The sequence below is a fragment of the Micromonospora sp. LOL_015 genome, assembly GCF_048060275.1.
Lineage (GTDB): Bacteria > Actinomycetota > Actinomycetes > Mycobacteriales > Micromonosporaceae > Micromonospora_E.
The window spans coordinates 117,324-142,214 of the sequence record NZ_JBHMIO010000002.1 but is presented as its reverse complement, the minus strand read 5'-3'; the positions used below and the strand labels follow the sequence as shown (position 1 = coordinate 142,214).

Annotated in this window: 24 protein-coding genes; 14 read left to right on the top strand and 10 right to left on the bottom strand. The window is 69.7% G+C overall.

All coding sequences use genetic code 11. From position 1 onward, the window contains the following. Positions 1-2: 2 nt before the first annotated feature. A complete protein-coding gene (locus tag ACFHWU_RS03110; RefSeq protein WP_416550880.1) occupies positions 3-1,526 on the top strand; it encodes a CCA tRNA nucleotidyltransferase in 1,524 nt (507 codons plus the stop codon). A gap of 127 nt (positions 1,527-1,653) precedes the next feature. Further along, positions 1,654-2,472: a hypothetical protein gene (locus ACFHWU_RS03105; RefSeq protein WP_416550879.1), complete on the top strand. Its 819-nt coding sequence runs from the start codon at positions 1,654-1,656 to the stop codon at positions 2,470-2,472. 20 nt (positions 2,473-2,492) lie between these two features. Here ACFHWU_RS03105 and ACFHWU_RS03100 read toward each other — a convergent pair whose 3' ends face one another. Further along, positions 2,493-2,729, bottom strand: coding sequence for a hypothetical protein (locus tag ACFHWU_RS03100; RefSeq protein ID WP_416550878.1), 237 nt, complete (start codon positions 2,727-2,729; stop codon positions 2,493-2,495). 60 nt (positions 2,730-2,789) lie between these two features. After that, entirely contained in the window at positions 2,790-3,170 is a 381-nt protein-coding gene (locus ACFHWU_RS03095) for a hypothetical protein (RefSeq protein WP_416550877.1), read from the bottom strand. Between the two features lie 697 nt (positions 3,171-3,867). On the opposite strand from ACFHWU_RS03095, the gene ACFHWU_RS03090 reads away from it, so the two are divergent. The 3 genes from ACFHWU_RS03090 (at position 3,868) to ACFHWU_RS03080 (ending at position 5,248) form a co-directional block, all read left to right on the top strand. Next, positions 3,868-4,065, top strand: a complete 198-nt coding sequence (locus ACFHWU_RS03090) for a hypothetical protein (protein ID WP_416550876.1) — start codon at positions 3,868-3,870, stop codon at positions 4,063-4,065. Between the two features lie 120 nt (positions 4,066-4,185). Continuing rightward, complete coding sequence (locus ACFHWU_RS03085; protein ID WP_416550875.1) at positions 4,186-4,800, top strand: GNAT family N-acetyltransferase; 615 nt, start codon at positions 4,186-4,188, stop codon at positions 4,798-4,800. Then, positions 4,766-5,248: a methylated-DNA--[protein]-cysteine S-methyltransferase gene (locus ACFHWU_RS03080; protein ID WP_416550874.1), complete on the top strand. Its 483-nt coding sequence runs from the start codon at positions 4,766-4,768 to the stop codon at positions 5,246-5,248. The genes ACFHWU_RS03085 and ACFHWU_RS03080 overlap by 35 nt, the downstream gene beginning before the upstream one ends. Before the next feature lie 76 nt (positions 5,249-5,324). On the opposite strand, the gene ACFHWU_RS03075 is transcribed toward ACFHWU_RS03080, so the two are convergent. Then, complete coding sequence (locus tag ACFHWU_RS03075) at positions 5,325-6,404, bottom strand: inositol-3-phosphate synthase (RefSeq protein ID WP_123607432.1); 1,080 nt, start codon at positions 6,402-6,404, stop codon at positions 5,325-5,327. Between the two features lie 23 nt (positions 6,405-6,427). Then, positions 6,428-7,096: a PadR family transcriptional regulator gene (locus ACFHWU_RS03070; protein ID WP_416589760.1), complete on the bottom strand. Its 669-nt coding sequence runs from the start codon at positions 7,094-7,096 to the stop codon at positions 6,428-6,430. A gap of 173 nt (positions 7,097-7,269) precedes the next feature. Here ACFHWU_RS03070 and ACFHWU_RS03065 point away from each other — a divergent pair, with 173 nt between their 5' ends. The 3 genes from ACFHWU_RS03065 to ACFHWU_RS03055 all read left to right on the top strand — a co-directional run bounded on the left by ACFHWU_RS03065 (position 7,270) and on the right by ACFHWU_RS03055 (position 12,593). Beyond that, positions 7,270-7,731 carry a DUF5318 domain-containing protein gene (locus tag ACFHWU_RS03065; protein ID WP_416550872.1) on the top strand — a complete coding sequence of 154 codons (462 nt, stop codon included), beginning with the start codon at positions 7,270-7,272 and terminating at the stop codon, positions 7,729-7,731. Positions 7,732-7,925: 194 nt separating this feature from the next. Next, positions 7,926-10,820 carry a transglycosylase domain-containing protein gene (locus tag ACFHWU_RS03060; protein ID WP_416568042.1) on the top strand — a complete coding sequence of 965 codons (2,895 nt, stop codon included), beginning with the start codon at positions 7,926-7,928 and terminating at the stop codon, positions 10,818-10,820. Between the two features lie 144 nt (positions 10,821-10,964). Beyond that, on the top strand, positions 10,965-12,593 hold the full coding sequence (locus ACFHWU_RS03055) for a glycosyltransferase family 87 protein (protein WP_416589759.1): 1,629 nt from the start codon (positions 10,965-10,967) through the stop codon (positions 12,591-12,593). Here ACFHWU_RS03055 and ACFHWU_RS03050 read toward each other — a convergent pair. Both ACFHWU_RS03050 and ACFHWU_RS03045 read right to left on the bottom strand, forming a co-directional pair. Next, a complete protein-coding gene (locus tag ACFHWU_RS03050; RefSeq protein ID WP_416550869.1) occupies positions 12,528-14,480 on the bottom strand; it encodes a hypothetical protein in 1,953 nt (650 codons plus the stop codon). The genes ACFHWU_RS03055 and ACFHWU_RS03050 overlap by 66 nt on opposite strands. Then, positions 14,477-15,268 (bottom strand): deoxyribonuclease IV, encoded by a 792-nt coding sequence (locus tag ACFHWU_RS03045; RefSeq protein ID WP_416550868.1) that lies wholly within the window; start codon positions 15,266-15,268, stop codon positions 14,477-14,479. The genes ACFHWU_RS03050 and ACFHWU_RS03045 overlap by 4 nt, the downstream gene beginning before the upstream one ends. A 152-nt stretch (positions 15,269-15,420) precedes the next feature. Here ACFHWU_RS03045 and ACFHWU_RS03040 point away from each other — a divergent pair, with 152 nt between their 5' ends. The 5 genes from ACFHWU_RS03040 to rplI all read left to right on the top strand — a co-directional run bounded on the left by ACFHWU_RS03040 (position 15,421) and on the right by rplI (position 17,579). Continuing rightward, a complete protein-coding gene (locus ACFHWU_RS03040) occupies positions 15,421-15,690 on the top strand; it encodes a hypothetical protein (protein WP_416589758.1) in 270 nt (89 codons plus the stop codon). Positions 15,691-15,931: 241 nt separating this feature from the next. Then, complete coding sequence (rpsF, locus tag ACFHWU_RS03035) at positions 15,932-16,222, top strand: 30S ribosomal protein S6 (RefSeq protein WP_363851323.1); 291 nt, start codon at positions 15,932-15,934, stop codon at positions 16,220-16,222. Positions 16,223-16,304: 82 nt separating this feature from the next. After that, positions 16,305-16,832, top strand: a complete 528-nt coding sequence (locus ACFHWU_RS03030) for a single-stranded DNA-binding protein (RefSeq protein ID WP_416589757.1) — start codon at positions 16,305-16,307, stop codon at positions 16,830-16,832. Between the two features lie 43 nt (positions 16,833-16,875). Next, positions 16,876-17,115 carry a 30S ribosomal protein S18 gene (gene rpsR / locus ACFHWU_RS03025; protein ID WP_091551811.1) on the top strand — a complete coding sequence of 80 codons (240 nt, stop codon included), beginning with the start codon at positions 16,876-16,878 and terminating at the stop codon, positions 17,113-17,115. Between the two features lie 14 nt (positions 17,116-17,129). Continuing rightward, positions 17,130-17,579, top strand: a complete 450-nt coding sequence (rplI, locus tag ACFHWU_RS03020) for a 50S ribosomal protein L9 (RefSeq protein WP_416550864.1) — start codon at positions 17,130-17,132, stop codon at positions 17,577-17,579. A 72-nt stretch (positions 17,580-17,651) separates the two neighbouring features. On the opposite strand, the gene ACFHWU_RS03015 is transcribed toward rplI, so the two are convergent. Together ACFHWU_RS03015 and ACFHWU_RS03010 are read right to left on the bottom strand one after the other, a co-directional pair. Then, positions 17,652-18,830, bottom strand: coding sequence for a hypothetical protein (locus ACFHWU_RS03015; protein WP_416551097.1), 1,179 nt, complete (start codon positions 18,828-18,830; stop codon positions 17,652-17,654). Between the two features lie 152 nt (positions 18,831-18,982). Further along, positions 18,983-20,977: a hypothetical protein gene (locus ACFHWU_RS03010; protein WP_416589756.1), complete on the bottom strand. Its 1,995-nt coding sequence runs from the start codon at positions 20,975-20,977 to the stop codon at positions 18,983-18,985. A gap of 431 nt (positions 20,978-21,408) precedes the next feature. Here ACFHWU_RS03010 and dnaB point away from each other — a divergent pair, with 431 nt between their 5' ends. Next, on the top strand, positions 21,409-23,751 hold the full coding sequence (gene dnaB / locus ACFHWU_RS03005; RefSeq protein ID WP_416589755.1) for a replicative DNA helicase: 2,343 nt from the start codon (positions 21,409-21,411) through the stop codon (positions 23,749-23,751). 84 nt (positions 23,752-23,835) lie between these two features. On the opposite strand, the gene ACFHWU_RS03000 is transcribed toward dnaB, so the two are convergent. Beyond that, a complete protein-coding gene (locus ACFHWU_RS03000) occupies positions 23,836-24,225 on the bottom strand; it encodes a zf-TFIIB domain-containing protein (RefSeq protein ID WP_416550861.1) in 390 nt (129 codons plus the stop codon). A gap of 25 nt (positions 24,226-24,250) precedes the next feature. Further along, positions 24,251-24,877, bottom strand: coding sequence for a phosphoribosyltransferase (locus tag ACFHWU_RS02995; RefSeq protein WP_416568036.1), 627 nt, complete (start codon positions 24,875-24,877; stop codon positions 24,251-24,253). Positions 24,878-24,891 lie beyond the last annotated feature (14 nt).

Here is a 24,891-nt window from a genome sequence, read left to right as displayed (position 1 = left end):
CCATGTCCGAAACCTCCGCGCCTCGCGCCACCGATGCTCGCGCCACGGACGCTCGTGCCGCCGCCGGGTCCGACCGCACTGCGGCGACCCCGGGTGACCTGACCGCCGTGCAACGCAACGCCGTCGCCGAACTGCTCCGGGTCTCCCCGGTCGCCGACGAGCTCGGCAACCGGTTCGCCGCCGCCGGCCACGAGCTGCACCTGGTCGGCGGCTCGGTCCGCGACGCGCTGCTCGGCCGACTCGGCAGCGACCTGGACTTCTGCACCGACGCGCACCCGGACCAGACCCTGGCGGTGGTCAAGGGCTGGGCGGAGGCGATCTGGGAGACCGGCCGCGAATTCGGCACCATCGGCGCCCGTCGGGGTGGGATGACCCTGGAGATCACCACCTACCGGGCGGAAGCCTACGACGGGGTGACCCGTAACCCGGTGGTCGCCTACGGCACCAGTCTCGCCGACGACCTGCGGCGGCGCGACTTCACCATCAACGCGATGGCGGTCAGCCTGCCCGAGCACCGGTTCACCGACCCGTACGGCGGGGTCAGCGATCTGGCCGCGAAGATCATCCGTACCCCGGGGACGCCGCAGGACTCGTTCGGCGACGACCCGCTGCGGATGCTGCGGGCCGCCCGGTTCGCCGCGCAGCTGCGGTTCGCCGTGCATCCGGACGTCCGCGCGGCGATGGCCGCGATGGCGGCCGACCTGGACCGGATCACCGCCGAACGGATCCGGGACGAGTTCAGCAAGCTGCTGTGCGGTACCGACCCGGTCGCCGGGTTGCGGCTGCTGGTCGACTCCGGGCTGGCCGACCGGTTCCTGCCCGAGCTGTCCGGGCTGCGGCTGGAGATCGACGAGCACGCCCAGCACAAGGACGTGTACGAACACACGCTGACCGTGGTGAGCAACGCCGTCCGGCTGGAAAGCGACGGCTGCGACTTCGTCCTGCGGATGGCGGCGCTGATGCACGACATCGGCAAGCCGGCGACCAAGGCGGTCGGGTCGGACGGTCGGGTCAGCTTCCACCACCACGAGGTGGTCGGTGCCCGGATGACCCGGCACCGGATGAAGGCGCTGCGCTACCCCAAGGAGGTCACCACCCAGGTGGCCAAGCTGGTCGGCCTGCACCTGCGGTTCTACGGGTACGGCCGGGGCGAGTGGACCGACTCGGCGGTCCGCCGCTACGTCACCGACGCCGAAGATCTGCTGCCCCGACTGCACAAGCTGACCCGGTCCGACTGCACCACCCGCAACCGGCGAAAGGCCGCCGCACTGGCCGCCGACTACGACGCGCTGGAGGAGCGGATCGCCCGGATTCAGGCAGAGGAGGATCTGGCCCGGGTCCGGCCGGATCTGGACGGCAACGCGATCATGGAGCTGCTCGGCGTACCGCCGGGACCGGTCGTCGGCCGGGCCTGGCGGCATCTCAAGGAGGTCCGGCTGGAGCGCGGCCCGCTGGACCGCGACGAGGCCGAGGCGGAGTTGCTCCGGTGGGCACGGGACGAAGGGATCCTGTCCGACGCCGGTTAGCCACCCGTAGCGCCCGAATCGGTGGTTACCGGGCTTGTGCCGCTCGACTACCGTCGCAGGACGGACGGTGCGGCGATCTTGCTGGCGGTCGCGCGCCACGGACAGCTGATCAACCGGGAGGGCCCAGATGCAGCCGTGTGCGGTCTGCGGCGGTGTGTCCGTCAACCAGGCCGGCTACTGCCTCCAGTGCGGCACGTTCCGCGGTGTTCCGTCCAGCCAGGCCGGCTACCCCGGACACCCGCCGCCGCAGCCGCCGGCGCCGGTCTACCCCGGCAGCGGTGCGCCGAGCTATCCGGGCTACCCGATGGCGCCGCAGCCGCCCGACCGCGGCCGGTCCTACCTGGTCCCGCTGGTGGCCCTCGGCGCGACGTTCGTTGTACTCGTGGCGGCGATCGGCGTGGTGATCGCGGTCCGCGGCACTGGCGACGGCAACCGGGTCACGGCCGATCCGAGCGTCTCCCCGACCTCCGGCGCCTCCGTGACTCCCGGCGCCTTGCCGACTCCGAGGGAAGCCTCGCCGCCGCTGGTCGACCCCTGCGTGGTCGGTACCTGGCAGGTGGACTCGTACGAGGAGGACATCGCGCTGGAGGAGCCGTTCGGCAGGACCAGGTTCAGCGGCGTCGGCCCCGGTGCCCGGGTCGAGTTGCGCGAGGACGGGTCGGGCACCACCGACTACGGCGACGGCACCACCTTCGAGGGATTCGTAGCCGGGACCGTCGTCACCCTAACCATCAGCGGACGGGTCACCTACCGCTTCCGTGCCCTGGAGGGCACGGTCTCCTTCAGCGACGTTGACGCGGACGGCACGGTCACGTTGAGCGCCCCGGGTGTCGACTCGGAGAGCCAGCCCCTGCTCGTCGACTTCGACCCGGCCAGCTATCAGTGCGACGGCGACACCATGACGCAGCGCACGACGCTCTACACAGCAGAGATGTCCAAGCGCTGAGAGTCAGGTGACAAGTCCACTCAGCAGTTCGCCGTCCGGTACCGCCGCGCCGGCCTGGTCCCGTAGTAGCGCTCGCAGTGGATGTCCTGAACCCACGGGTCGGAAGCGAGCGACATCAGCTGTGACCGCAGCTCGTGGTCGCTGTCCACGATGATGCTCTCGACGTAGTCCTCGCGGAGGAGCCGTCGTGGGCTCCAGGTGACCTGGAGCCGCCACCGTCGGCCCAATTCAAGGTCAAGCGTCCTGGTCTGGGACATGAGGGTTCCTTCCTCGTAGAATTGGTGATGCCGTCGTCAGATGGCGGGCGTCGAGGGCGGTCAGCCTGGTCGGCCGGGGCGCCGGCCGGATCGGGTGCGGGGATGCGGCGTCGGTGTCAGGAGAGGCAGCCCGACGAAGAAGACGCAGACTCCGGCCAGAGCCGCCGCTGCCAGGGTCAGCCACCAGTACGGTACGGACGCCGCACGGCAGACCGCAGCCACCACGACCGTGGTGAGCAGAGTCGACGCGCAGACAATCGCCAGGTTGATCGTTTGGTGGAGTTGTCCCTTCACCTCGACGGCGCCGCGCAGGGTCAGCAAGCGGTTGCGGACGCTGACCGTCATCTTGTCGGGCTGTATCGGGACCTGTTCAGCCTTGGCGCTGGGCTCCTCGTGTGCGAGGTCGATCTCCCGAGTGTCCCGCTGGGCTCCGTCTGCCATCCGTACTTCTCGCATCCTCGTAGCAGATGTGCACTGAACGTGATCGGTCTTCGTGTAGCAGTCTATGCAACTGAGAGTTCCTCTGGGTGCGCATGACACGCTGACGATACATGCATGAAGCACCTATCTGGCTGCCACAACCCGTCAGATCAAGGGGTGACTGGTATGTAACTCAGTGTGACTTTGCTCCGGGTTGGCCGTCGAATCGATCCCTGGTCGCCGGTAGCGGAGCGCATTCATCCGCTTTGAGTGAAGCCTAGGGCCTATCTTTCGTGGTCGAGGGCTGTGGGATGTGAAACTCGAGATTGATTCGCTACTCAGGAAGCGCTAGCTTGACCGGACCAAGATCTAGCAGGTTGGTGGATGTCAGTTCGTGTGTCTGAGGTGCATCACTCGTACGTAAGAGGGGCACATATTCGATGCAGATGTGGCATCATCTACAGCGTACGCCCGTTCGGTTACCCTGAGTGGCGGCGTGCGTGGGGCCAATGGTCCTGATTGTCGGGACGACGTCCGTGACCAGCTCGTCACGCAAAGGAGACAGGCAGTCATGAGTCCACTACCAAATGCTCCTGACGGAGTGCGGTCGGCCGCATCGGGTCGGCCCTCGAACGGTTCGACCGAACACACCGGTGCCGGGGGCCGCCGCGAGGAGTCCTCCACAGGCGGGACCGCGGCTGTCGGAGCGCTGACCCGCGTGACGGCGAACTTCACTCCGAGGGCGATCTCGGCCTTGGAGAAGATCGCCGTTGAGACCGGCGATTCCAAGACCGACATCCTCAACCGGTCCGTGCTGCTCTACGACGCGATCCTCGATGCGGTCGAACGTGAGGGCGGTACCCTGCACGTTACCTACCCGGACGGCACCCGCGAGCGGTTGCGGTTCATCGGCTGACGAGATTCAGCCGAGCCCAGGTCTGCCAGGCCGGTCGCGCTGCGTCCCAGGTGACGCCGGCGGGGATCGGCCGGGCCTCGAGCTGTCGTCCAGCCGCCGGTCCGATGGGACAATCGGCGGGTGCAGGTGCTCGTCCGCTCGACGCTGACCCCCGCCGACCTGGCCGCGATTCGGCAGCTCGACACATCGTTCGTCGCCACCTCGATGTACCACGTCGTCGCCCGCCACGACGGTTTCACGCTGCGGGAGGTTCCGGTGTCGCCGCCGGTGCGCAAACGGTACGACCTGACCGAAGGGGTAGCCGAGGGCGGTCGGCCATGGGACCTGTACGCGCTCGCGATCGCCGGCGACCAGCCGGCCGGCTTCATGGCGACCACCTACCAACGGTGGAACGGGCGGCAGGTGGTCAACGAGCTGCACGTGGCACCGGCGTACCGCCGGCGCGGGGTGGCCCGGGAGCTGATCGGCATAGCGCAGGTCACCGCCCGGGAGAACGCCGCCCGGGAAGTCTGGTTGGAGACCCAGAACGTCAACGTCGCGGCGGTACGCGCGTACCGCCGGCTCGGCTTGACCCTGACCGGCATCGACACCACCCGCTACCCGCCGCCGTACGCCGACGAGGTGGCCCTGTTCATGTCGGCCGCGGTGCCGCCCGCACCCGGTGACCCGGCCCGTCAGCCGACCGGCGGACAATCGGCGGATGCGATGGGCGGTGCTGGACTCACCGATCGGTGAGCTGTCGGTGGCGGTGGACGACGTCGGCGTGTGCCGGGTGCTGTTCGGGCGTACCGACGAGGTGGTCGACGTCGCGCCGACGGACCTGGTGCTGTGCGCGGCGCTCGACCAACTGCGCGGCTACTTCGCCGGTGCGTCCACCGGTTTCACGGTGCCGCTGTCGGTGCGGCGGGGCACGGAGTTCGAGCGGGCCGTGTGGCGGCGGATGACCGACATCCCGTACGGACAGACCGAAACCTACGGTGCGGTCGCCGCGGCGGTGGGCGACCCGCAGGCGGCGCGGGCGGTCGGGGTGGCCTGCAACCGCAACCCGGTCCCGGTGATCGTGCCCTGCCACCGGATCGTCGGAGCCGGCGGCAAGCTGGTCGGCTTCGGTGGCGGGCTGGCCCGCAAACGGCATCTGCTGGAGCTGGAGGCGGCGGTGGCGCTGCGCCAGGCATGGACCTGAACGGTTCCGGGCGGCCCCGCTACAGCGGGACCGCCCGGCGATGCGAGGTGCCGATCGACCGGCGAACGGCCGGGGATCAGCGCTCGATCTTGTTGACGATGAAGTCCTCGACCGCCTGGCGGGCGTCGTGGTCGGCGTACTGCTCCGGCGGCGACTTCATGAAGTAGGACGAGGCCGACAGGACCGGGCCGCCGACGCCCCGGTCGAGGGCGATCTTCGCGGCGCGCAGCGCGTCGATGATCACGCCGGCGGAGTTGGGCGAGTCCCAGACCTCAAGCTTGAGCTCGGCGTTCAGCGGGGTGTCACCGAACGAGCGGCCCTCCAGCCGGATGTACGCCCACTTGCGGTCGTCCAGCCACGGCACGTGGTCGGACGGGCCGATGTGCACGTCGCTCTTGGCCATCTCGTGCGGCACCTGGGAGGTCACCGACTGGGTCTTCGAGATCTTCTTGGAGACCAGTCGGGTGCGCTCCAGCATGTTCATGAAGTCCATGTTGCCGCCGAAGTTCAGCTGGTACGTGCGCAGCAGCTCGACGCCCCGGTCCTCGAACAGCTTGGCCAGGGCCCGGTGCACGATGGTCGCGCCGACCTGGCTCTTGATGTCGTCGCCGACGATCGGCAGCCCGGCGTCGGTGAACTTCTGCGCCCAGGTCGGGTCCGAGGCGATGAACACCGGCAGGGCGTTGACGAAGGCGCAGCCGGCGTCGATGGCAGCCTGCGCGTAGTGTCGGGCGGCCTGCTCGGAGCCGACCGGCAGGTAGCAGACAACCACCTCGGCGCGCGCGTCGCGCAGCGCCTGGGCGATGTCGACCGGCTGCTGGTCGGATTCCTGGATGACCTCCTGGTAGTACTCGCCTACCCCGTCGAGGGTGGGGCCACGCTGCACCAGCACCCCGGTGGGCGGTACGTCGCAGAAGGTAATGGTGTTGTTCTCGCTGGCGTTGATCGCCTCGGCGAGGTCCATGCCGACCTTCTTGGCGTCCACGTCGAACGCCGCGACGAACTCCACGTCCGAGACGTGGTAGTCGCCGAAGGTGACGTGCATGAGACCCGGGACGCGGTCGTTGGGGTCGGCGTTACGGTAGTACTCCACGCCCTGTACCAGGGACGAGGCGCAGTTTCCGACACCGACGATGGCGACGCGGACGGAGCCCATCGCGTTTGCCTCCTTCTTGTTCTTCACGGCCGCTCCGGCTCGTCTCCGGGCTGTCCCGGCGGAGCCTCCCTGGTCTGTCCAGGCGGGGGCGGATCGTTCTCTGCGGGTTCGAACTTCATGGGTTCGGGGTGGCCGGTGCGTGGGGCCCGGCCGGACCGCTCGCTGGCGATCAGCTCCTCCAGCCAACGGACCTCGCGTTCGCAGGCGTCGAGTCCGTGCCGTTGGAGTTCGAGGGTGTACGCGTCGAGCCGCTCTGCGGCTCGACCGAGCACCTCGCGGAGCCCTTCCCGGCGCTCCTCGATCTTGCGCCGCCGCCCCTCCAGAATCCGCAGCCGGGTGGCCCGGTCGGTCCGGGAGAAGAAGGCGAAGTGCACGCCGAACCCGGTGTCCTCGTAGGTCTCCGGACCGGTCTGGGCGATCAGGTCGGCGAACCGTTCCTTGCCTTCGGCGGTGATGGTGTAGACGACCCGGCCGCGGCGGCTGGTCAGTGCCGGGATCTCCGCGTCGGCGGTCGTGGGGTCGTCGGCTTCGGCGATCACGCCGTTGGCCTGCAGCCGGCGCAGCGTGGGGTAGAGCGAGCCGTAGCTGATCGCGGCGCGGATCGCCCCGAGTTTGGCGGCGAGCTCCTTGCGGAGCTCGTAACCGTGCATAGGGGACTCCTGAAGCAGGCCGAGGATGGCGAGTTCGAGCACGCTGCCCCTCCTACCTCGTGGTCTGCCCGGCATCGTCGACTCGATGTATCGAGCCGATACATCGACACGGTAGACGGAAACCCGACACCGGGCAAATGGTTCCCTGCGTACGGTCGGCTACTGATCGTGACCGTAGTCGCCAAGGTCAGCCGGGACCGCGTACGCTCGTGGCCATGCGTTCGCAGCGTCAGGTCGTCGACTACTCGCTTCAGCGACGAGCCGTGCTGCGCGAGGTGTTCTCCGGCCGGGTGAGCAGCCACGAGGTCTGCGATGCCTCGCCCTACCTGAAGAGTGCTGCCCGGTTCCACGGCGAGCCGACCGACGAGAGCTGCCCGATCTGTCACCGCGAGAACCTGACCCACGTGCACTACATCTATGGCGATGAGCTGAAGCAGTCCGCCGGACAGGCCCGAAACCGGGCCGAGTTGTCGTTGCTGGCGATGACGCTGCGTGAGTTCCAGGTGTACGTCGTCGAGGTGTGTCGCGTCTGCAACTGGAACCACCTGGTGGAGCAGTATCTTCTCGGCCGGGATGGCCTAGGCGTCGGCGGTGACGGCGAGGCTGACGACGCCGTCGCCGTGTCTGGCGGCGGCCGCCCATCAATGACCAAACGAAGGCGAGAGGCCCGACGGTGAACCTGATTGCCCGGTCGCTACGTAGGCACCAGAGAGTAGGCAGGGCAACGTTTCTGGTTAACCGGACAAGTCACGATATTTCTGATGAAGTGGCTTTCGGCTGCTGGTGTCGCTCCGGCACCGGTAGTGGGCCAACTCACGGCAGACCGGTGGTGGCGCTGGAGCGCACCACCGCAACCGGCAGGGTGTGACACATGAACTCGTACGGCGACCCCAACTCCGCCCACGGGCGTGCCTACAGTCCAGGCAGCGGTGGCGGATACGGATCCGAGCCGGATGACTACCACTGGGCCGGGGCGGACGACGCCGGGCCGGCCCGCGGCCACTCCGCGCGGGGCGACTCCGAAGCAGGTTGGCACGGCGGAGAAACTTTCCGCGGACCGGCCAGCCCCGGCACCGGTCGGGCCTCGGTCGGTGGCCGGGCTCCGGTCAGCGGCGCCTCCGCCGGACGGGCCTCCGCCGGACGAGCGTCGGTGGGTAGCGCGTCGGTCGGCAGCGCATCGGTCGGCGGCGGCCCAGCCGGTCGGGCCTCGGTCGGTGGCCGGGCTCCGGTCAGCGGCGGTGCCCCGGTCGGTGGTGCCGCCGGTCGCGCCGGAGTCGGCCGGGCGACCGTCGGGCGGGCCAGCGTACGACCGGTGTCACCGGCCGGTGGGTTCGGCGGCGGTCCGGGTGGTCCGGGTGGACCGGGTGGACCGGGCGGTCCTGGTGGACCCGACGGCCCGTCCGGGCCGGGTCGCCGTGGCCGGGGCGGTCGCGGCGGCGACCCTGCCGCGGCGAAACGGGCCAAGCAGCGTCGGCGAATCAACCTGCTGATCGCGTCGTTCGCGGTCCTGATCATGCTCACCGGTGGTGCGGTCGTCGGCGGCACCTACTACTCGACGACGGTGACCCTGCCCGAGGAGCTGCCGCTGCCGCTGGCCAGCACGATGTACGCCAGCGACGGCACCACCCGGATCGCCAAGCTGGGCGAGTTCAACCGGGTGTTCGTCACCGTCGACCAGATCCCCGAGCACGTGCAGCGGGCGGTGGCCTCCGCCGAGGACCGCAAGTTCTACGAGCACTCCGGCGTCGACTACGTCGGTATCGCCCGGGCGGCCTGGAACAACTTCACCGGCGGCACCCGGCAGGGTGCCTCGACGATCACCCAGCAGTACGCCCGAAACGCGATGGACCTGCAGGAGGTCTCCTACGCCCGGAAGGTCCGCGAGGCGGTGCTGGCCTCGAAGCTCACCGACCGGTACGACAAGTCCGAGATCATGGGCTTCTACCTCAACACCATCTACTTCGGCCGCGGCGCCTACGGCATCGAGGCCGCAGCGCAGCAGTACTTCGGCAAGCCGGTCGCCGACCTGTCGGTCGCCGAGGGCGCGGTGATCGCGGCAGTGATCAAGCAGCCGGAGCCGGACGCGACCACCGGGCACCAGGGCTACGACCCGGCGGTCAACGAGGCCGAGGCCAAGGTCCGCTGGGAGTACGTGATCGGTGGCATGGTCGAGATGGGTTGGTTGCCCGAGGCCGAGCGACCGACCGAGTACCCGGAGATCCGGGAGGTCGACCCGAACAGCTGCATCATCGACTGCGGGATCAACACCCCCGAGGGCAACGTCATCAACTACGTCCGCGACGAGATGGTGCAGATGGGCATTTGCACGCCGGACACCTGCTCGCAGGAGCTGCGGCAGGGCGGCTACCGGGTCGTCACGACGATCGACGCGAAGATGCAGAACGCCGCGGAGAAGGCGATCTGGCGTGAGGCCAAGGGGTCGGCCATGGAGGGCCAGCCGGAGAACCTGATGGCGGCGATGGTCGCGATCGATCCGGAGACCGGCCGGGTGCTCGCCTACTTCGGCGGCGACAACGGCACCGGGCACGACTACGCCGGCCGCAACTACGAGAACGGCCAGTGGACCGGTGGTCACTCGCCCGGCTCGACGTTCAAGATCTACACGTTGGCCGCCGCCCTGGACAACGACATCTCGGTCGACTCGCACTGGACGGCCGAACCGTTCAAGGTCGAGGGCACCGAGATCCAGGTGCAGAACGCCGGCCGGAACGCCAGCTGTGGCGAGTGGTGCTCGCTGGAGTTCTCCACCGTCCAGTCCTACAACGTGCCCTTCTACCACGTCACCGAGCAGATCGGCGCCGACAAGGTGGTCGGCATGGCCAAGGCGGCCGGCGTCGCCACCATGTGGAACACCGCCGACAACAAGCCGTACGACCTGACCACGGCCGACCCGAAGGAGGTCGCTCCGTCGCCGTTCTTCAACGTGGTCGGGTACGGGCAGTACCCGGTGACGGTGCTCGACCACGCCAACGGGGTGGCAACGCTGGCCAACCGCGGGGTCTACAACAAGGCCCACTTCGTGATCTCGGTCGAGAAGAAGAACCTGGTCAGCGGTGAATGGGTGACGGCCGGAGGCGAGCAGCTCAAGCCGGAGCAGCGGATCCGGCAGGAGGTCGTGGCGGACCTGACCGACGTGCTGACCCAGATCCCGAACAACATCAACAGGGACCTCAACGGTGGGCGTCCGGTCGCTGGCAAGACCGGCACCTGGGAGCTCAACGAGTCCAGCGGCGAGAACGGCGATGCCTGGATGGTCGGCTACACCCCGCAGATCGCGACGGCGGTGTGGGTCGGCAACGTCGGAGACCGCAAGGCGATCCGCGACAAGAACAACAACAAGATCGGTGGTAGCGGACTGCCCGCCATCATCTGGCAGCGCTTCATGAACGAGGCACACAAGGGAATGGACGTCGAACAGTTCCCGGCTGCCCGGGAGATCGGCAGCGTCGACGCCGGCAACGGCAAGTCGCCGGCCCCGCCGCCGCCGGACCCGCAACGACCGGGTCGCGGCGGAATCTGCGACGGCCCGCTGGGCGACCTGTTCTGCCCGGGCGGTGACAACAACGGGAACAACGACGGCGACCAAGGCGACGACGGTGCCGGTAACCCCACGGGAACTCCTGGTAATGGGGCCGACCCCAACGACGGTGACGACCAGGGTGGCGACGGCGGCATCGGGTTCGACTTCGGCGGTGGTGCTGGCGGCACCACCGTGCCGCCGACACTGCCGCCACCGACACGCTGATCGACGGACGTAGATCGCCAACCATCGCGCCGGCCGGTGACCAGGTCAACTGACCTGATCACCGGCCGGCGCGGTACATCGGTGAACTCGACATGCCGGTCCTGGGCAGACGAAAGCAGGTCGAGTACGGCAGGATGCCTGTTCATGAGCGTGCAGCCGCCGAACGGTATCGATGGAGTTGAGCGGGCCGAGCAACCTGGACCGGCTACCGCAGCCGAGGGCGAAGCGGTCGAGCGGCCACCCGTCGACCACCCGTCGCGCGCTGACCGGTTCGTCCGCGGCCTGTCCGAAGCGATCGGGGGCCCGCTCGGCCGGCACGCCGCCGGCCAGGACCGGCCCGCCGGCCGGCCCGGCCGGTTCTGGACCGCCGCCCGGATCGTTCTCGCGCTGATCTGCCTCAGCCTCGCGGCGCACTGGGTGCAGAAGTCGCCCTGCATGGACGGCGCCTGGCAGGACAACATCCAGTACACCCGGTTCTGCTACACCGACGTACTCGCCCTCTACTACGCCGAAGGGCTCAACGAAGGCAAGGTCCCCTACCTCGACCACCCCGTCGAGTACCCGGTGGTGACCGGCTACTTCATGGGGGCGATCGGGCTACCGGTGCACGCGCTCGGCACAGACCGACCCGAGCTCAACCAGGCGATGTGGTTCTACAACGCCAACGCCCTGGTGCTCTGCGCGCTGGGGGTGGCCGCCGTGGCGGCGATCCTCGCCCTGCGCCGCCGCCGGCCGTGGGACGCCGCGATGTTCGCCCTCGCCCCTGCGCTGGTGCTGACCGCCACCGTCAACTGGGACATGCTGCCGATCGGGTTCGCGATGTTCGGCCTGTTCGCCTGGGTTCGGCAGCGTCCGCTGCTCGCCGGCGTCCTGCTCGGCATCGGCGGCGCCGCAAAGATGTGGCCGCTGTTCCTGCTCGGACCGATCCTCGTCCTCGGCCTGCGGTCGGGCCGGATCCGGGCCATCGTCACCGCGATCGTCGCGGCGGTCGGCACCGTGGTCGCGGTCAACCTGCCGGTCTACCTCTTCGCCCACGACGGGTGGCGGCGGTTCTTCGAACTCAACTCCGAACGGCCAATCGACTGGGGAACGCTGTGGTACATCGGGCGCTACCTGGACGGCAAGTGGGCCGGCGGTGCGTCCGGCAGCCAGGGTCCGTTCCAGTGGCTCGGCGACAACATTCCGACGCTGAACACCCTGTCGTACGTACTGTTCGGCCTGGCCTGCCTCGGTGTCGGCGCGTTGGCTGTGCTCGCGCCGCGTCGACCCCGGCTGGCCGCGTTGGCCTTCCTGGTGGTCGCCGCGTTCCTCATCTTCAGCAAGGTCTGGTCACAGCAGTTCACCCTGTGGCTGCTGCCGTTGATCGTGCTGGCCCGGCCGCGCTGGGGTGCCTTCCTCGCCTGGCAGGCCGCCGAGGTCGGGTACTTCCTCGCCTTCTACGGGCAGCTGCTCGGCACCGCGACCGGCAGTCAGATCATTCCCGACGGGGTCTTCGTGCTGGCCGCCACGCTGCGGCTCGGCACGGTGGTGGCGCTGTGCGTGTTCGTGATCCGCGACATTCTCCACCCGGAGCGGGACGTGGTGCGCCGCAACTACTCCGACGACCCGGACGGCGGCGTCTTCGACGGTGCGCCGGACGCCGGCTGGGTGCCCGAGGTCCGCCGCTGGTTCAACGACCAACGCGAACCCCGGCCGGCCGCCGGAGGATCACAGTCGGTAGACGACGGTGTCGCCGATGTCGACCCGGTCGATGCCGAGCCCGTCAACCGGTAGGTCGACGGTGGTCTGCCACGGCGTCCCGGGCACCTGGTCACGCCGGAGCACCACGGTACGCACGCCCAGCTCGCGCAGGTATCCGATGCTGGCCTGGTCGGGGAACGTCCGGGTAATCTCCCGTACCTCGGCCAACTGGTCCGGGGTGAAGCCGCTGCCGCCGTTCACCACCGGCTGGAACCGGGTCGTCGACCAGAGCATCACGTGCTGGTCGAGATTCTGGCTGCTGGGCAGCACCAGAATCGGGCCGTCGTCGACCCGCATGATCTGCGGCTGCTCGGGCACCTCCGGGTGCGGGGTGACGTTCAACCCCTCCACCAGGACCAGCAGCAGGGGCAGCAGGGTGGCCAGCCGCAGCAGCGCACCGGGCCGTTCGGTAACTCGTAGCCGGGCGATGTCGTCGACCCGACCGACGAACGCCGCCACCGCGCCGGCGGCGAGGATCGCCAGCAGCAGCGTGGTCCACAGCATCATCCGGCCCGGCGTGCGGATTCCGTCCCAGCCGGGGACGTACTCGAAGAGCAGGCCGTAACTGTAGGTGCCGCCGAAGAAGCTGCTGCCCATCGCCAGGATCCCGGTGAGCAGCACCCCGCCGAGCAGCAACAGCCGTTGCCGCCAGGTCCAGATGGACAGCACCAGCCCGGCGAGCGCCAGCGCGTACAGCACGAAGCCGGGCAACAGAGTCATCTCCGGATGCCAGGGCAGTGCCGCGCGGGCGTCGGCGTGCCGGTCGCCCCAGATCAGCGACTCCGCCGGCGCGGTGAAGAACCCGGACACCGGCGGTGAGTACGCGGCCAGGTCGGCCATGGTCCGAGCGGCGTTCGGGTGCAGTTCGGCGACCCGGAAGTACGGGATCGCCAGCAGCACCCCGACGGCGGTGAACAGCGCGCCGCCGGCCAGGTCGGTGAGCAGCAGTACGGCTCCGAACGGCTTTCGCTGCGGCCAGAACCAGGTGCGCCGTACCAGGTACATGGCCAGTGAGGCCAGGCAGATGATCGCCAGGATGTAGATGAACGGCAGTCCGATACCGAATCCGAGGCTGATCTGCCAGGCCGCGGTCAGCCAGCCGGCCAGCGCCCAGCTGACGCTGCGCCGCTGCGGTCGGTAGCCGTACCGCAGTGACCAGCCGTGTCCCCGGGCCAGCATGGCCAGCGCCAATGGAATGCCGCCGTTGGAGACGATGTGCAGGTGCCCGGCCTGTGACAGCAGCCACGGCGCGTACGCGTAGCCGGCCGCACCGACGGCTGCCGCGGTCCGCCCGGTGCCGAGCTGGCGGATCAGTGCGTACGCGCCGAGCGCCGCCAGGGCGTGGGCCAGCACGAAGATGATGTTGTAGCGCAGGACCGCCGCCACCGGCCCGTCTCCGATCATGCCGGCGGGCGCATAGCCGAGCAGGGTGTCGGAGAAGGCGAAGCTCCACGACTGCGGGTAGAAGGTGTTCGACTGCCACAGCTGGGTGGGGTCGGTCAGCAGAACATGCCCGGACCAGGCCATCTGCCAGGCCTGCAAAGTCGGATCCCAGGTGTCCTGCGGGATCGTGTAGAGCGGGTAGCGCAGCGTGGGCCAGGTCATCGCCACCGCGACGACGAGCGCCGCGACGGTGGCCAGGCTCCATTCGTGGATCAGCACCCGGACGACGGCCTGCCGGGCCCGCACCAGCCGACCCGGCCGGCTCTCCGGCGCCGGACCGAACGCGGTGAACGGATCGTCGGTCGGCTCGGCCTTGCTCTCCGGCGGATCGTCGGTCGTGACGGACTCGGCCTCCGGCCGGCCCACCGTCGTCTCGTCGAGTTGCTGTTTGGCGCCGTTGGTCGATGCCGGGTCGGGGCGGACCGGGTCGGCCGTGCTGGCCCGGTCGCCGTCGGCGGCTGCTCGCTTGCCGGTCATCGGGCCGTATCCTGCTGCCCCAGCCGATCTCGCAGGAAGGCGATGTCCGCCGCCTGGCCGTCGGTGCCACCCGGAGTCTCGACGATGACCGGCGCGTCGGCGGATCGGATCACCGCGACGATCAGTTCCGGGTCGATCATGCCGGCCTGGAGGTTCTCGTGGCGGTCCCGGCTGCTGTCGAAGGCGTCTTTGGACCCGTTGGCGTGGATCAGGTCGATCCGGCCGGTGATCGCCTTGACCCGGTCGACGATGTCGAGCAGCTCCTCGCCTGCGGCGTGGGCGTGGCAGGTGTCCAGGCAGAAACCCGGCCCGAACTCGCCGATCGTGTCCCACAGCCGGGCCAGCGCGTCGAACCGTCGAGCGCAGGCGTTCTCCCCGCCTGCGGTGTTCTCGATCAGCACCGGCACCGGAAATCCGCCCTGGTCCCGTGCGTAGGCGAAGGTCTTGCGCCAGTTGTCGAAACCCACCGCTGCGCCGTCGCCCCGGCTGACGTGGCCGCCGTGCACGATCAGACCCTTCGCCCCCACCTGGCGGGCACCGGTGGCATGGCTCAGCAGGAGCTTGCGACTCGGAATCCGGATCCGGTTGTTCGAGGTGGCGACGTTGATCACGTACGGAGCATGCACGTAGCGGTCCACGTCCGAGCTGGCCAGCTGAGCCGCGTCGGTGCGCGGCTGCGGGGCCTTCCAGCCCTGCGGGTCGGAGAGGAAGAACTGGACCGCGTCTGCCCGTCGGTCGGCGGCTGCGGTGAGCGGGTCGCTGGGGTCGACGTGGGCTCCGATACGCATGGGCCGAGCCTACGTGGCAAGCCTGACGATCCGGGCACCGGCGGTTCGTGCGTCCACCGGTTCGTACCGGTGGACGTGGGCCGGCCGCCCGGCGAGCCGGCCGCGTCACCGCCGCCGATCGCGGTCGTTGCTCCCGGTAGAGAACCGGCCCGGTGCCTCCGCCGATCGGCGGAGACACCGAGGTCTTCGTCCTCATCTTCGTGCCGGGACCGGTGCCACCGTTCGTGCTGGGAGAGGACGTGCCGATAGAACTGTCGCTTGCGGAGGGCGTGGCGGACCCCTGGCTCGCCGGTCTGACCGGACAAGATCATCCAATCGGACTATTAGCGCTCCTTGCGCTAATTGCTGTGATTGGCGTGTCTGTAGCAGCAATAAGGGTTATAGTTGTGCAACACGGGCAGAGGTTCAAGCACCTGCCCTGACCAGCGCACAACTGCACAGGCTCCGCGGGGCGCCTCACGTCCAACCTCGTCGGTGTGGTCGTTCCTCCCCAGGTCCCACCCAAAGAATGCGGACAGGGGCGCCCCGCGGCTCGTGCCCGCAGCCGGCTATCCTTGTCCGGTTGCGCCGACGTCAGTTGCCTGACTGGTCGTCGGCGTCACGACGCTGGACCTCCTGCCACGGAAGGACCGTGGCCGTCAGCCCACAGGAGGTGAGTACGTCTTGCGTCATTACGAGATCATGGTCATCCTCGACCCCAGCCTCGAGGAGCGCACGGTCGCGCCCTCGCTCGACACGTACCTCAACGTGATCCGCACCGCCGGAGGCTCAGTCGAGAAGCTCGACGTCTGGGGTCGCCGCCGCCTCTCCTTCGAAATCAACAAGAAGGCGGAAGGCATCTACGCGGTCATCGACCTGCAGGCCACCCCGGATGCTGTCGCCGAGCTGGACCGCCAGCTGCGACTCAACGAGTCGGTGCTGCGCACCAAGGTCATTCGGCCGGAGACGCGCTGACCGCGTCCCACCGGTCCGCCCGACAGCTCTCGTCGGTCCTGTCACACGGCTCTGGCAGCCTGGTGACGAGGACGTCGACTGAGTGCGCGAGGAGATGGTCATGGCAGGAGATACCACCATTACGGTCATCGGCAACCTGACCGATGACCCTGAGTTGCGCTTTACCCCGTCGGGAGCAGCGGTCGCCAAGTTCCGGGTGGCCTCGACCCCCCGGTACATGGACCGAGCTTCCGGCGAGTGGAAGGACGGCGAGCCGCTCTTCCTGTCCTGCACGGTGTGGCGCCAGGCGGCGGAGCACGTCGCCGAGTCGCTCCAGCGGGGTGCCCGGGTGATCGTCTCGGGTCGGCTGCGGCAGCGGTCGTACGAGACTCGTGAGGGCGAGAAGCGGACCGTCATCGAGTTGGAAGTCGACGAGATCGGCCCGTCGCTGCGGTACGCCACGGCGAAGGTGCAGAAGATGTCCCGATCCGGCTCCGGCGGCGGCTTCGGCGGCTCCGGTGGCGGTGGCAACCAGGGCGGCGGCTTCGACGACCCATGGGCCACGGCCGCGCCGGCCGCCTCGTCCGCCCGTTCGGGCGGCGGGAACTTCGACGAGGAACCTCCTTTCTGATATGGCTTCCAACGCCCGCGATCGCAAACCAGGAGCACGAGCAATGGCCAAGGCTGCGGCACTTCGCAAGCCGAAGAAGAAGGTGAACCCGCTCGACAAGGACGGGATCACCTACATCGACTACAAGGACACCGCACTGCTGCGCAAGTTCATCTCCGACCGGGGCAAGATCCGTGCCCGGCGGGTGACCGGGGTGACCTCCCAGCAGCAGCGACAGATCGCCCGCGCGGTCAAGAACGCCCGCGAGATGGCGCTCCTGCCGTACACCACGACGGCCCGCTGAGCGGAGGCACCGATATGAAGATCATTCTCACGCAGGAGGTGTCTGGGCTCGGTTCCCCCGGGGACATCGTCGAGGTGAAGGACGGCTACGGCCGTAACTACCTGCTGCCCCAAGGGTTCGCGATCTCCTGGACCAAGGGTGCCGAGAAGCAGGTCACCTCGATCAAGCGGGCCCGTTCCGCCCGGGAGATCCGCGACCTCGGGCACGCCAACGAGGTCAAGGGTCAGCTGGAGAGCCTGAAGGTCACCCTGACCGCTCGGGCCGGCGAAGGCGGTCGACTGTTCGGCTCGGTCACCCCGGCCGAGGTCGTTGACGCCGTCCGTACCGCCGGCGGTCCGGCCCTGGACCGGCGGCGGCTGGAGCTGCCCGGCCACATCAAGTCGGTCGGTACCTACCCGGTGAAGGTCAAGCTGCACCCGGACGTCACCGCCAGGTTCGACCTCAGTGTGCTGCAGGCCAGGTAGCTTCCGGCAACCACTGCGAGCGAGACATCCGGCTCAGGGGCCGCACCAGACGGTGTGGCCCCTGAACCATGCTCAGCGCAGAATGCTGGAGACGACGACCGGCTCCCCGGACCCGAGGTAGAAGATGCCCGGGTAGCCGGCGGTGGCGAAGCCGTGACTGGTGTTGCGGCGCAGCACCGAATCGGTCAGTTCGAGGGTGCCAGACCGGTCGTTGCTGACAAAGAAGATGGCCCCGCCACCTTCCCGCGCCTCGTTGTCGGCGATGACGGTGCCGGCGATCGAGACGGTGAACCGGTTGCCGTCGGTGTAGATCGCCCCACCGCTACCGCCGCCCGGAGTGCCGGGCTTGGCTGGATTCGCACCGTAGCCGGTTGCCGAGTTGTGCGTCAGTACGCTGTTCAGCACGATCCATGAGACACCGATGCTGCTCAACGCACCGCCGTTGGCACACACTCCGCCGTCGCCGGGTGCCCCTCCGAAGGTGCTCTGCACCACGTACACCGGCTGGTCCTGCCACTGGTCCAGCACCCGGATCGCCGCGCCTGCGAGATCCGGTCCGGTCGGGTCGCACCGGTTACCGACGAATCGGGAGTTGACCACCCGGAACTGGCCGCCCCGGACGAAGATCGCGCCACCGCCGCCACCGTCGACCTGCTCACCGGTGGAATCGCCGTCGGCAAAGGTCAGGTTCTGCACGACCAGTTCGGGATGGTCCTGATCATTGCAGTGTGAGGTCGTCCAGCCCTGCGCCTGGTCGCAGGTGTTCATGTACAGAATTCGTCGTTGCCCGGCGCCGCTGAGGGTGACCAGCCCGCCGCCGTCCAGCACCACCTGCCGACTGGCCGCGTTACGGACCTTCGCCGTCCGGTCCATCGTGATCACCACCGGTTCCGGCCCGCAGGCGAAGGTGATGATCCCGCCGGCTGCGACCGCCGCGACGACCGCCTGGGAGGTGCAGCTGGCCGGCGTACCGTCGCCGATCGTGCGGGTTGGCCGGCTGGTGTCCACCGCGCGGGCCCGCGCCGGCACCTGGGCTCGTCCATCGGGGTTGCCGGTCGCCGTCGTCCGGTCGGGAGCCTCCGACGGCACCGGGGCCGCGCCCAGCCCGGCCGCGCCGGACGGTGGTGGTGTGCCGTCCGACGGGACAGCGGCCGGCGTGGTGGTAGCGGACGACGCCCCAGGCTGCGCTTTGGTGGGAGGCGGACCGGCACCGACCGCCGAGCCGTCGCCGGCCGCGCCGCACCCGGTCACCAGCCCGGTCACCAGCCCGGCGAGAAGCGGCCCGGCCACGGTCAGGTTGATCCTCCAGCTGCGGCTGAACACTGGTCGATCCTAGGAGCGTGGCACCCGCGACGAACAGCGCGAACTGTCGGGGATCCGGGGCCCGCCCGGTAGGTCCGGCGTCAACCGATCGGCTGGCCGGTGATGGCGCTGGTGAGCACGGTCGACATGCCGCCGCCGATCACCGCCGACGCCAGGCCGACACTCGAGGCGCGCCACGTGCCGCTGACCCACCTGATCGACACCGCCAGGACCAGCGAGATCATCAGCGCGTACGCGAAGTCCGGCGCGGCGGCCAGCAGCGAGTTGATCGCCTGCGCCCGAGCGGAGAGGCAGCCGCCGTCCACCCCGAGAACGCAGTCGGTGGTCGCCGGGGTGCCGTCCAGGGTGAGGCTCCAGATCAGAAACGCCACCACCGGCAGGGCGTACCAGGCGGCCGTGTACAGCAGCGATGACAGGTAGCCGCCCTGGTCGGCGTCGATCAGTTCGTCGTCGATCCGGTACGTCAGCCGACGCTGCGACGGCGGCTCGTACCTCGGCCGTGGTCGTTGCTCGGGCAGCACCCGGGAGCGGGGCGCGCTCGGCAGGGCGATCGGTGACCGGGGTGCCGAAGCCGGCGTCTCCACCCACCTGGGGTCGTCTTCCGCCAGCCGGGTCCCCGACCAGAAGGTACCTTCCCGGCCTGGCTCGACCTGTGGCCACGGATCGACCGGCGGAAGGATATCGGCGTCGACGTCGCCGACCTCGGCCGCGCGCCTCTTGCGCGCCCCGGTGCGGCTACCGGCCGGCCAGCTCTCCGGGTCGTCGCCCCGGTGCCACTGATCGGTCTGGTCGCCGATTTCGCGCCAACTGTCGACCGGTTTCGGGCGGTACGCCCTGCGGCTGAGCTCCCCGGCCCGGCCGGTGGGCGGCTGCGCCGGGCCGGCACCGATCGCCCGCGGCGAGGACGCGGTACGCGGCCAGGTGCCGGTCTCGTCGGTGAACTCGCGCCGGGGCGGTTCGATCTCGCGACGGGCGGGCCGGTCCCATCGCCCGGCCTGGTCCTCCTCCCGCGACCACCCGCCGGTGCGCTCGCTGGCCCGGGACCACTCGCTGGTGTAGTCGGCGCCCCGGGACCATTCGCTGGTGTGGTCCGTCGCGCTGGACCATCCACTGGTGGGGTCGGAACGCCTCGGCCACTCGCCGGTGTGGTCCGATCCACCGGACCACCCGCTGGTGGGCTCGTCGTCGCGTAGCCACTGCGCCGCGTGGTCGTCGTCGAGCCGACGCCGGATGTTGTCGCGGTCGCGCCGTCGGCGGCCGGGACGGTCGGAGTCGGACGGCGGGCCGGTACGACGGGACGACCGACGACTGCGACCGTCGTACCCCTCCAGGTCACCGGGGTCACCTGGATCACTGGGCGATGCCGACCACCGCGCCGACGCGGTCGACCAGGTAGCGGGTGGCGTAGTGGCTGGACCGCCCGGGTCGAGCGGACCGGCACCCGACACCGGCCCGTATCGGCTATCGGGCGACTCACGCCGCCAGCCCGCTGGATCGCCGGACACCGGGCTGCCGGAGATCGGGTTCCCGGACACCGGGCTGCCGGAGATCGGGTTCCCGGACACCGGGCTGCCGGAGATCGGACCGCCGGAGATCGGGTCCTCGGCCGCGCGGCGCCGGCCCGGTGCCCGCCGGGGCCGGTCCCAGGCAGGGGCGTCCATCTCAGGCCCGGCCGCTGGCAGCGCCGGCCGGCCACGGGACCGGCGGGTCCGTACCGGCTGCTCGGGGATCTGCCACGATTCGTCGCGGTGCCGCCCGGCCCGGCTGGCCGGCGGATCCCGGTGGACCGGCTCACCCGCTGGCGGCGTCGGGCCGGCGGGCAGCGCCCACCGGCCCGACGCCGGGCTGCCCCAGTCTGCCTGGTGCTGGGCACCGTCGCGCTGGTCCTCGTCGCGGCCGCGTCGGTCCTCGTAGCGGCGCCGGCCGCGGGGCGCCGCGTCATCCTCGGCCGGGTCGTAGCGCCGTGACCGACGAGAGCGTGGTGCCGGGTCGGCGTCGGTGTCGTCGGGCCACCGGGCAGCCGACCGCCGCTCGCGTGGAGGGCGGTCGCCGTACTCCCAGTCCCGGTAGTCCACCGCCGGAGCCTCGCCCCTTCGCTATCGAGCCGTGATCGGCTGGGCCGGCGAATCAGTTCCCGCCCGATAGTAGCCGGTGGCCAGGTGGGCAGCCCGGTGCAGATTTTTGTCCACCGGCTGTGGATCGCAAAGTCCCAGCTCAGCGGGCATCTCCTCGAGGTGGCGGCAAGTTTTCCACAGGCTGTGCACAAGGTTGTGCACAGCCTGGGCCCTCCTGTCCACAGCTTGTCCAGAGGTTCATCCACCGCCGTGTTTGGGCATGCCGCCGCAAGTCCGTATCGTTTCCCGGAGCCCTCCCACGCCGATGCGACGTCCCCTGGTCGCCCGGTCCCTGGTGGGTCCGACCGCAGGTCGTCGACGACGCACGAGCAGACGATGTCGTACCCGCGCAGTTGACTCGCGGCAGTGATGTAGTGAAGGGGGGTGCCCGGATGTCCATCACGGACGACCTGCAGACCGAGCCCCGGCCACCGGCCCGCCCGTCCGGTCCACCCGGCCCGCCGGCCAAGCCACCCGGTCCACCCACCGGCGGTGAGCCCTTCGACCGCACGCCACCCCAGGACGTCGCCGCCGAACAGTGCGTCCTCGGCGGAATGCTGCTCTCCAAGGACGCCATCGCCGACGTCGTGGAGATCCTCAAACCGAACGACTTCTACCGCCCGATCCACGCCACGGTCTTCGACGCGGTGCTGGACCTGTACGGGCGAGGCGAGCCGGCGGACGCGATCACCGTCTCCGCCGCGCTCGCCAACTCAGGTGACCTGGGCCGGATCGGCGGCGCGCCGTACCTGCACACCCTGATCGCGAGCGTGCCCACCGCGGCCAACGCCTCCTACTACGCCAGGATCGTGGCCGAGCGCGCGGTGCTGCGCCGCATCGTCGAGGCCGGCACCAAGATCGTGCAGCTCGGGTACGGTTCCGCCGCCGGCGGTGGCCGGGACATCGACGACGTCGTCGACCTCGCCCAGCAGGCGGTGTACGACGTCACGGAACGGCGGGTGAGCGAAGACTTCGCGGTCCTGGCCGACATGCTGCAGCCGACTCTCGACGAGATCGAGGCGGTCGGTGCCCAGGCCGGCATGATGACCGGAGTGCCCACCGGGTTCACCGACCTGGACCGGTTGCTCAACGGGCTGCACCCCGGGCAGTTGATCATCGTCGCCGGCCGGCCCGGCCTCGGCAAGGCGCTGGCGCTGGACACTCCGCTGCCCACCCCGACCGGCTGGACCACCATGGGTGAGGTCGCGGTGGGTGACCGACTACTCGACGCCGCCGGTCGACCTACCACGGTCGTCGGCACCTCTGCCGTCCTGCTCGGCGGACGGTCCTACCAGGTCGAGTTCTCCGACGGCTCGGCCATCGTCGCCGACGGTGACCATCTCTGGCAGGTGACGCACCGGCCCGCCGTGCCGGTACCGGCAGCGGCTGCCGCGGCGCTGGCCGCTGTCACCCCGGCACCGGTCTCGGCCGATCCGGTCCTGGCCGGCCGATCCCGGCCAGGACCGGCCCGGTCCGCACCTGCACGGGCCACCCAGGTACTGACCACCGAGGAGATCCTGGACCTGCTCGACCGGTCACCTGCGGAGCATCCCGAGGTCACCGTCGCGAACTGCCGTGCCCTGGCGCTGCCCGACCGCGACGACCTGCCGGTGCCGCCGTACCAGTTGGGGGTCGATCTTGCCGGTGGTGACCCGGCTGCCGACCACCGCCAGGTCGACCGGCGGATCCCCGACGCGTACCTGCGGAGTTCCGAGCGGCAGCGGCGGGCGCTGCTGACCGGTCTGTTGGACACCGCCGGCACCCGCAACCCGGGCGGGCTGGACGAGTACCGGACCACCTCGCGTTCGATGGTCGAGGCGGTACGCGAGTTGGTGGCGAGCCTCGGTCTGCACTGCACGGTGTCCGTGACCACCGTCCAGGGCCGGATGACCTCGCCATCCACCGTCTACACGGTGAGCATCCAGACCGACGACGAGCAGCAGCGAGGAATCACCTCGGTCCGACCGGTCCGCAGCGTGCCGGTGCGCTGTGTCACCGTGGACAACGCCGACCACCTGTATCTCGCCGGCCGGACGATGATCCCGACGCACAACTCGACCGCGTCGATGGACTTCGCCCGCAACGCGGCGATCCGGGCCGGTCACGCCAGCGCGATCTTCTCGCTGGAGATGAGCAAGGTGGAGATTGTCATGCGGCTGCTCTCCGCCGAGGCGAAGGTGCCGTTGCATGTCCTGCGCTCCGGCCAGCTCTCCGACGACGACTGGACGAAGCTGGCCCGGCGGATGGGCGAGATCAGTGAGGCGCCGCTCTTCGTCGACGACACGCCGAACATGAACTTGATGGAGATCAGAGCCAAGGCGCGGCGGCTACGGCAGCGGCACGACCTGAAGATGATCGTCGTCGACTACCTGCAGCTGATGACCTCACCGAAACGCACCGAGAGCCGTCAGCAGGAGGTCGCGGACCTGTCCCGTGGGCTCAAGCTGCTGGCCAAGGAGGTCGAGTGCCCGGTGATCGCGGTCAGCCAGCTGAACCGTGGCCCTGAGCAGCGTACCGACAAGCGGCCGCAATTGTCCGATTTGCGCGAGTCGGGGTCGATCGAGCAGGACGCGGACGTGGTCATTCTGTTGCACCGAGATGACTACTACGACAAGGAGTCGCCTCGGGCGGGCGAGGCGGACTTCATCGTCGCCAAGCACCGGAACGGGCCGACCGACACGGTGACCGTCGCCGCGCAACTGCACCTATCCCGGTTCGTCGACATGGCGATCTGAGCCACCATGCCGGGACGGCCGCCCGATTCCAACGGCGCGGCGGCCCGGACCAGCGCAGCGTTCCGGACCGCCGGGGGCACAGGCTCAGTCGAACAGCTGGTTGAGGAAGCTCTTCTGCCGCTTGTGCCGGTAGTGCCCGTGGTAGCCGTGGTGCCCGTAGGCGGCCGCCGGCGGGTAGGCCGGGGCCGGCGGCGGGTAGGCCGGGGCCGGCGGCGGGTAGCCGGGCTGGTGGTGCGTCGGCGGGGGTGGCGGAGGCGGCGGGTATCCGCCGGCCGGGCTCGGTGCCGGGCGGGGCGGTTGACCGGGCTGCTGGCCGCCGGCACCACCGTTCCAGGCTGCCTCCGCGTCCAGCAGGCGCTCCAGCTCGCCCCGGTCGAGAAAAATGCCGCGACACTCGGTGCACTGGTCGACGGTGATCCCACTGCGCTCGTACTGCCGCATGGCGCCGTGACACTTGGGACAGTTCATCTGCATGACTTGACGGTACCGGCTGGGATCCTCACCTGCCGACCGGCAACGCGGTGACCTCGTCGTCGGACACCTGGTGGAAATCCTGGTAGTGACAACCGACGGCGCGAAAGTCCGTTGGCCGCAGCGGGCAGACGACCTCGTCGACCACGTCTTGAAGCGTGCCGATCGCCTCGGCCGAGCCGACCGGCACCGCCAGCACCACTCGGTCCGCACCGAGGCTTCGACTCACCGTGACCGCTGCCCGGGCCGACGCGCCGGTGGCCAGCCCGTCGTCGACCAGAACGGCGGTCCGGCCGCGCAGGTCCAGCGGCGGCCGGTCGCCCCGGAACAGCCGCTCGCGGCGGCGCAACTCGGTGGTCTCCGCGGTGGTGATCCGGGCGATCTGTCCCGGGTCGAGCTGGTCGGCGATCTCCGGGTTCAGCACCCGCACCCCGCCCGGCCCGATCGCGCCGAAGGCGACCTCGGACGCCGACGGCAGACCGAGTTTGCGGATGACCAGCACGTCGTACGCTACGTCGAGCTGGTCGGCGACCACCGCCGCGACCGGTGCTCCGCCCCGCAACAGTCCAAGGACGACGACGTCCGGTCGCCCCCGCAACTGCGCCAACTGCCCGGCCAACTGCTCCCCGGCGTCGCGGCGGTCCCGGTAATCCATCTCCATGTCCTCAA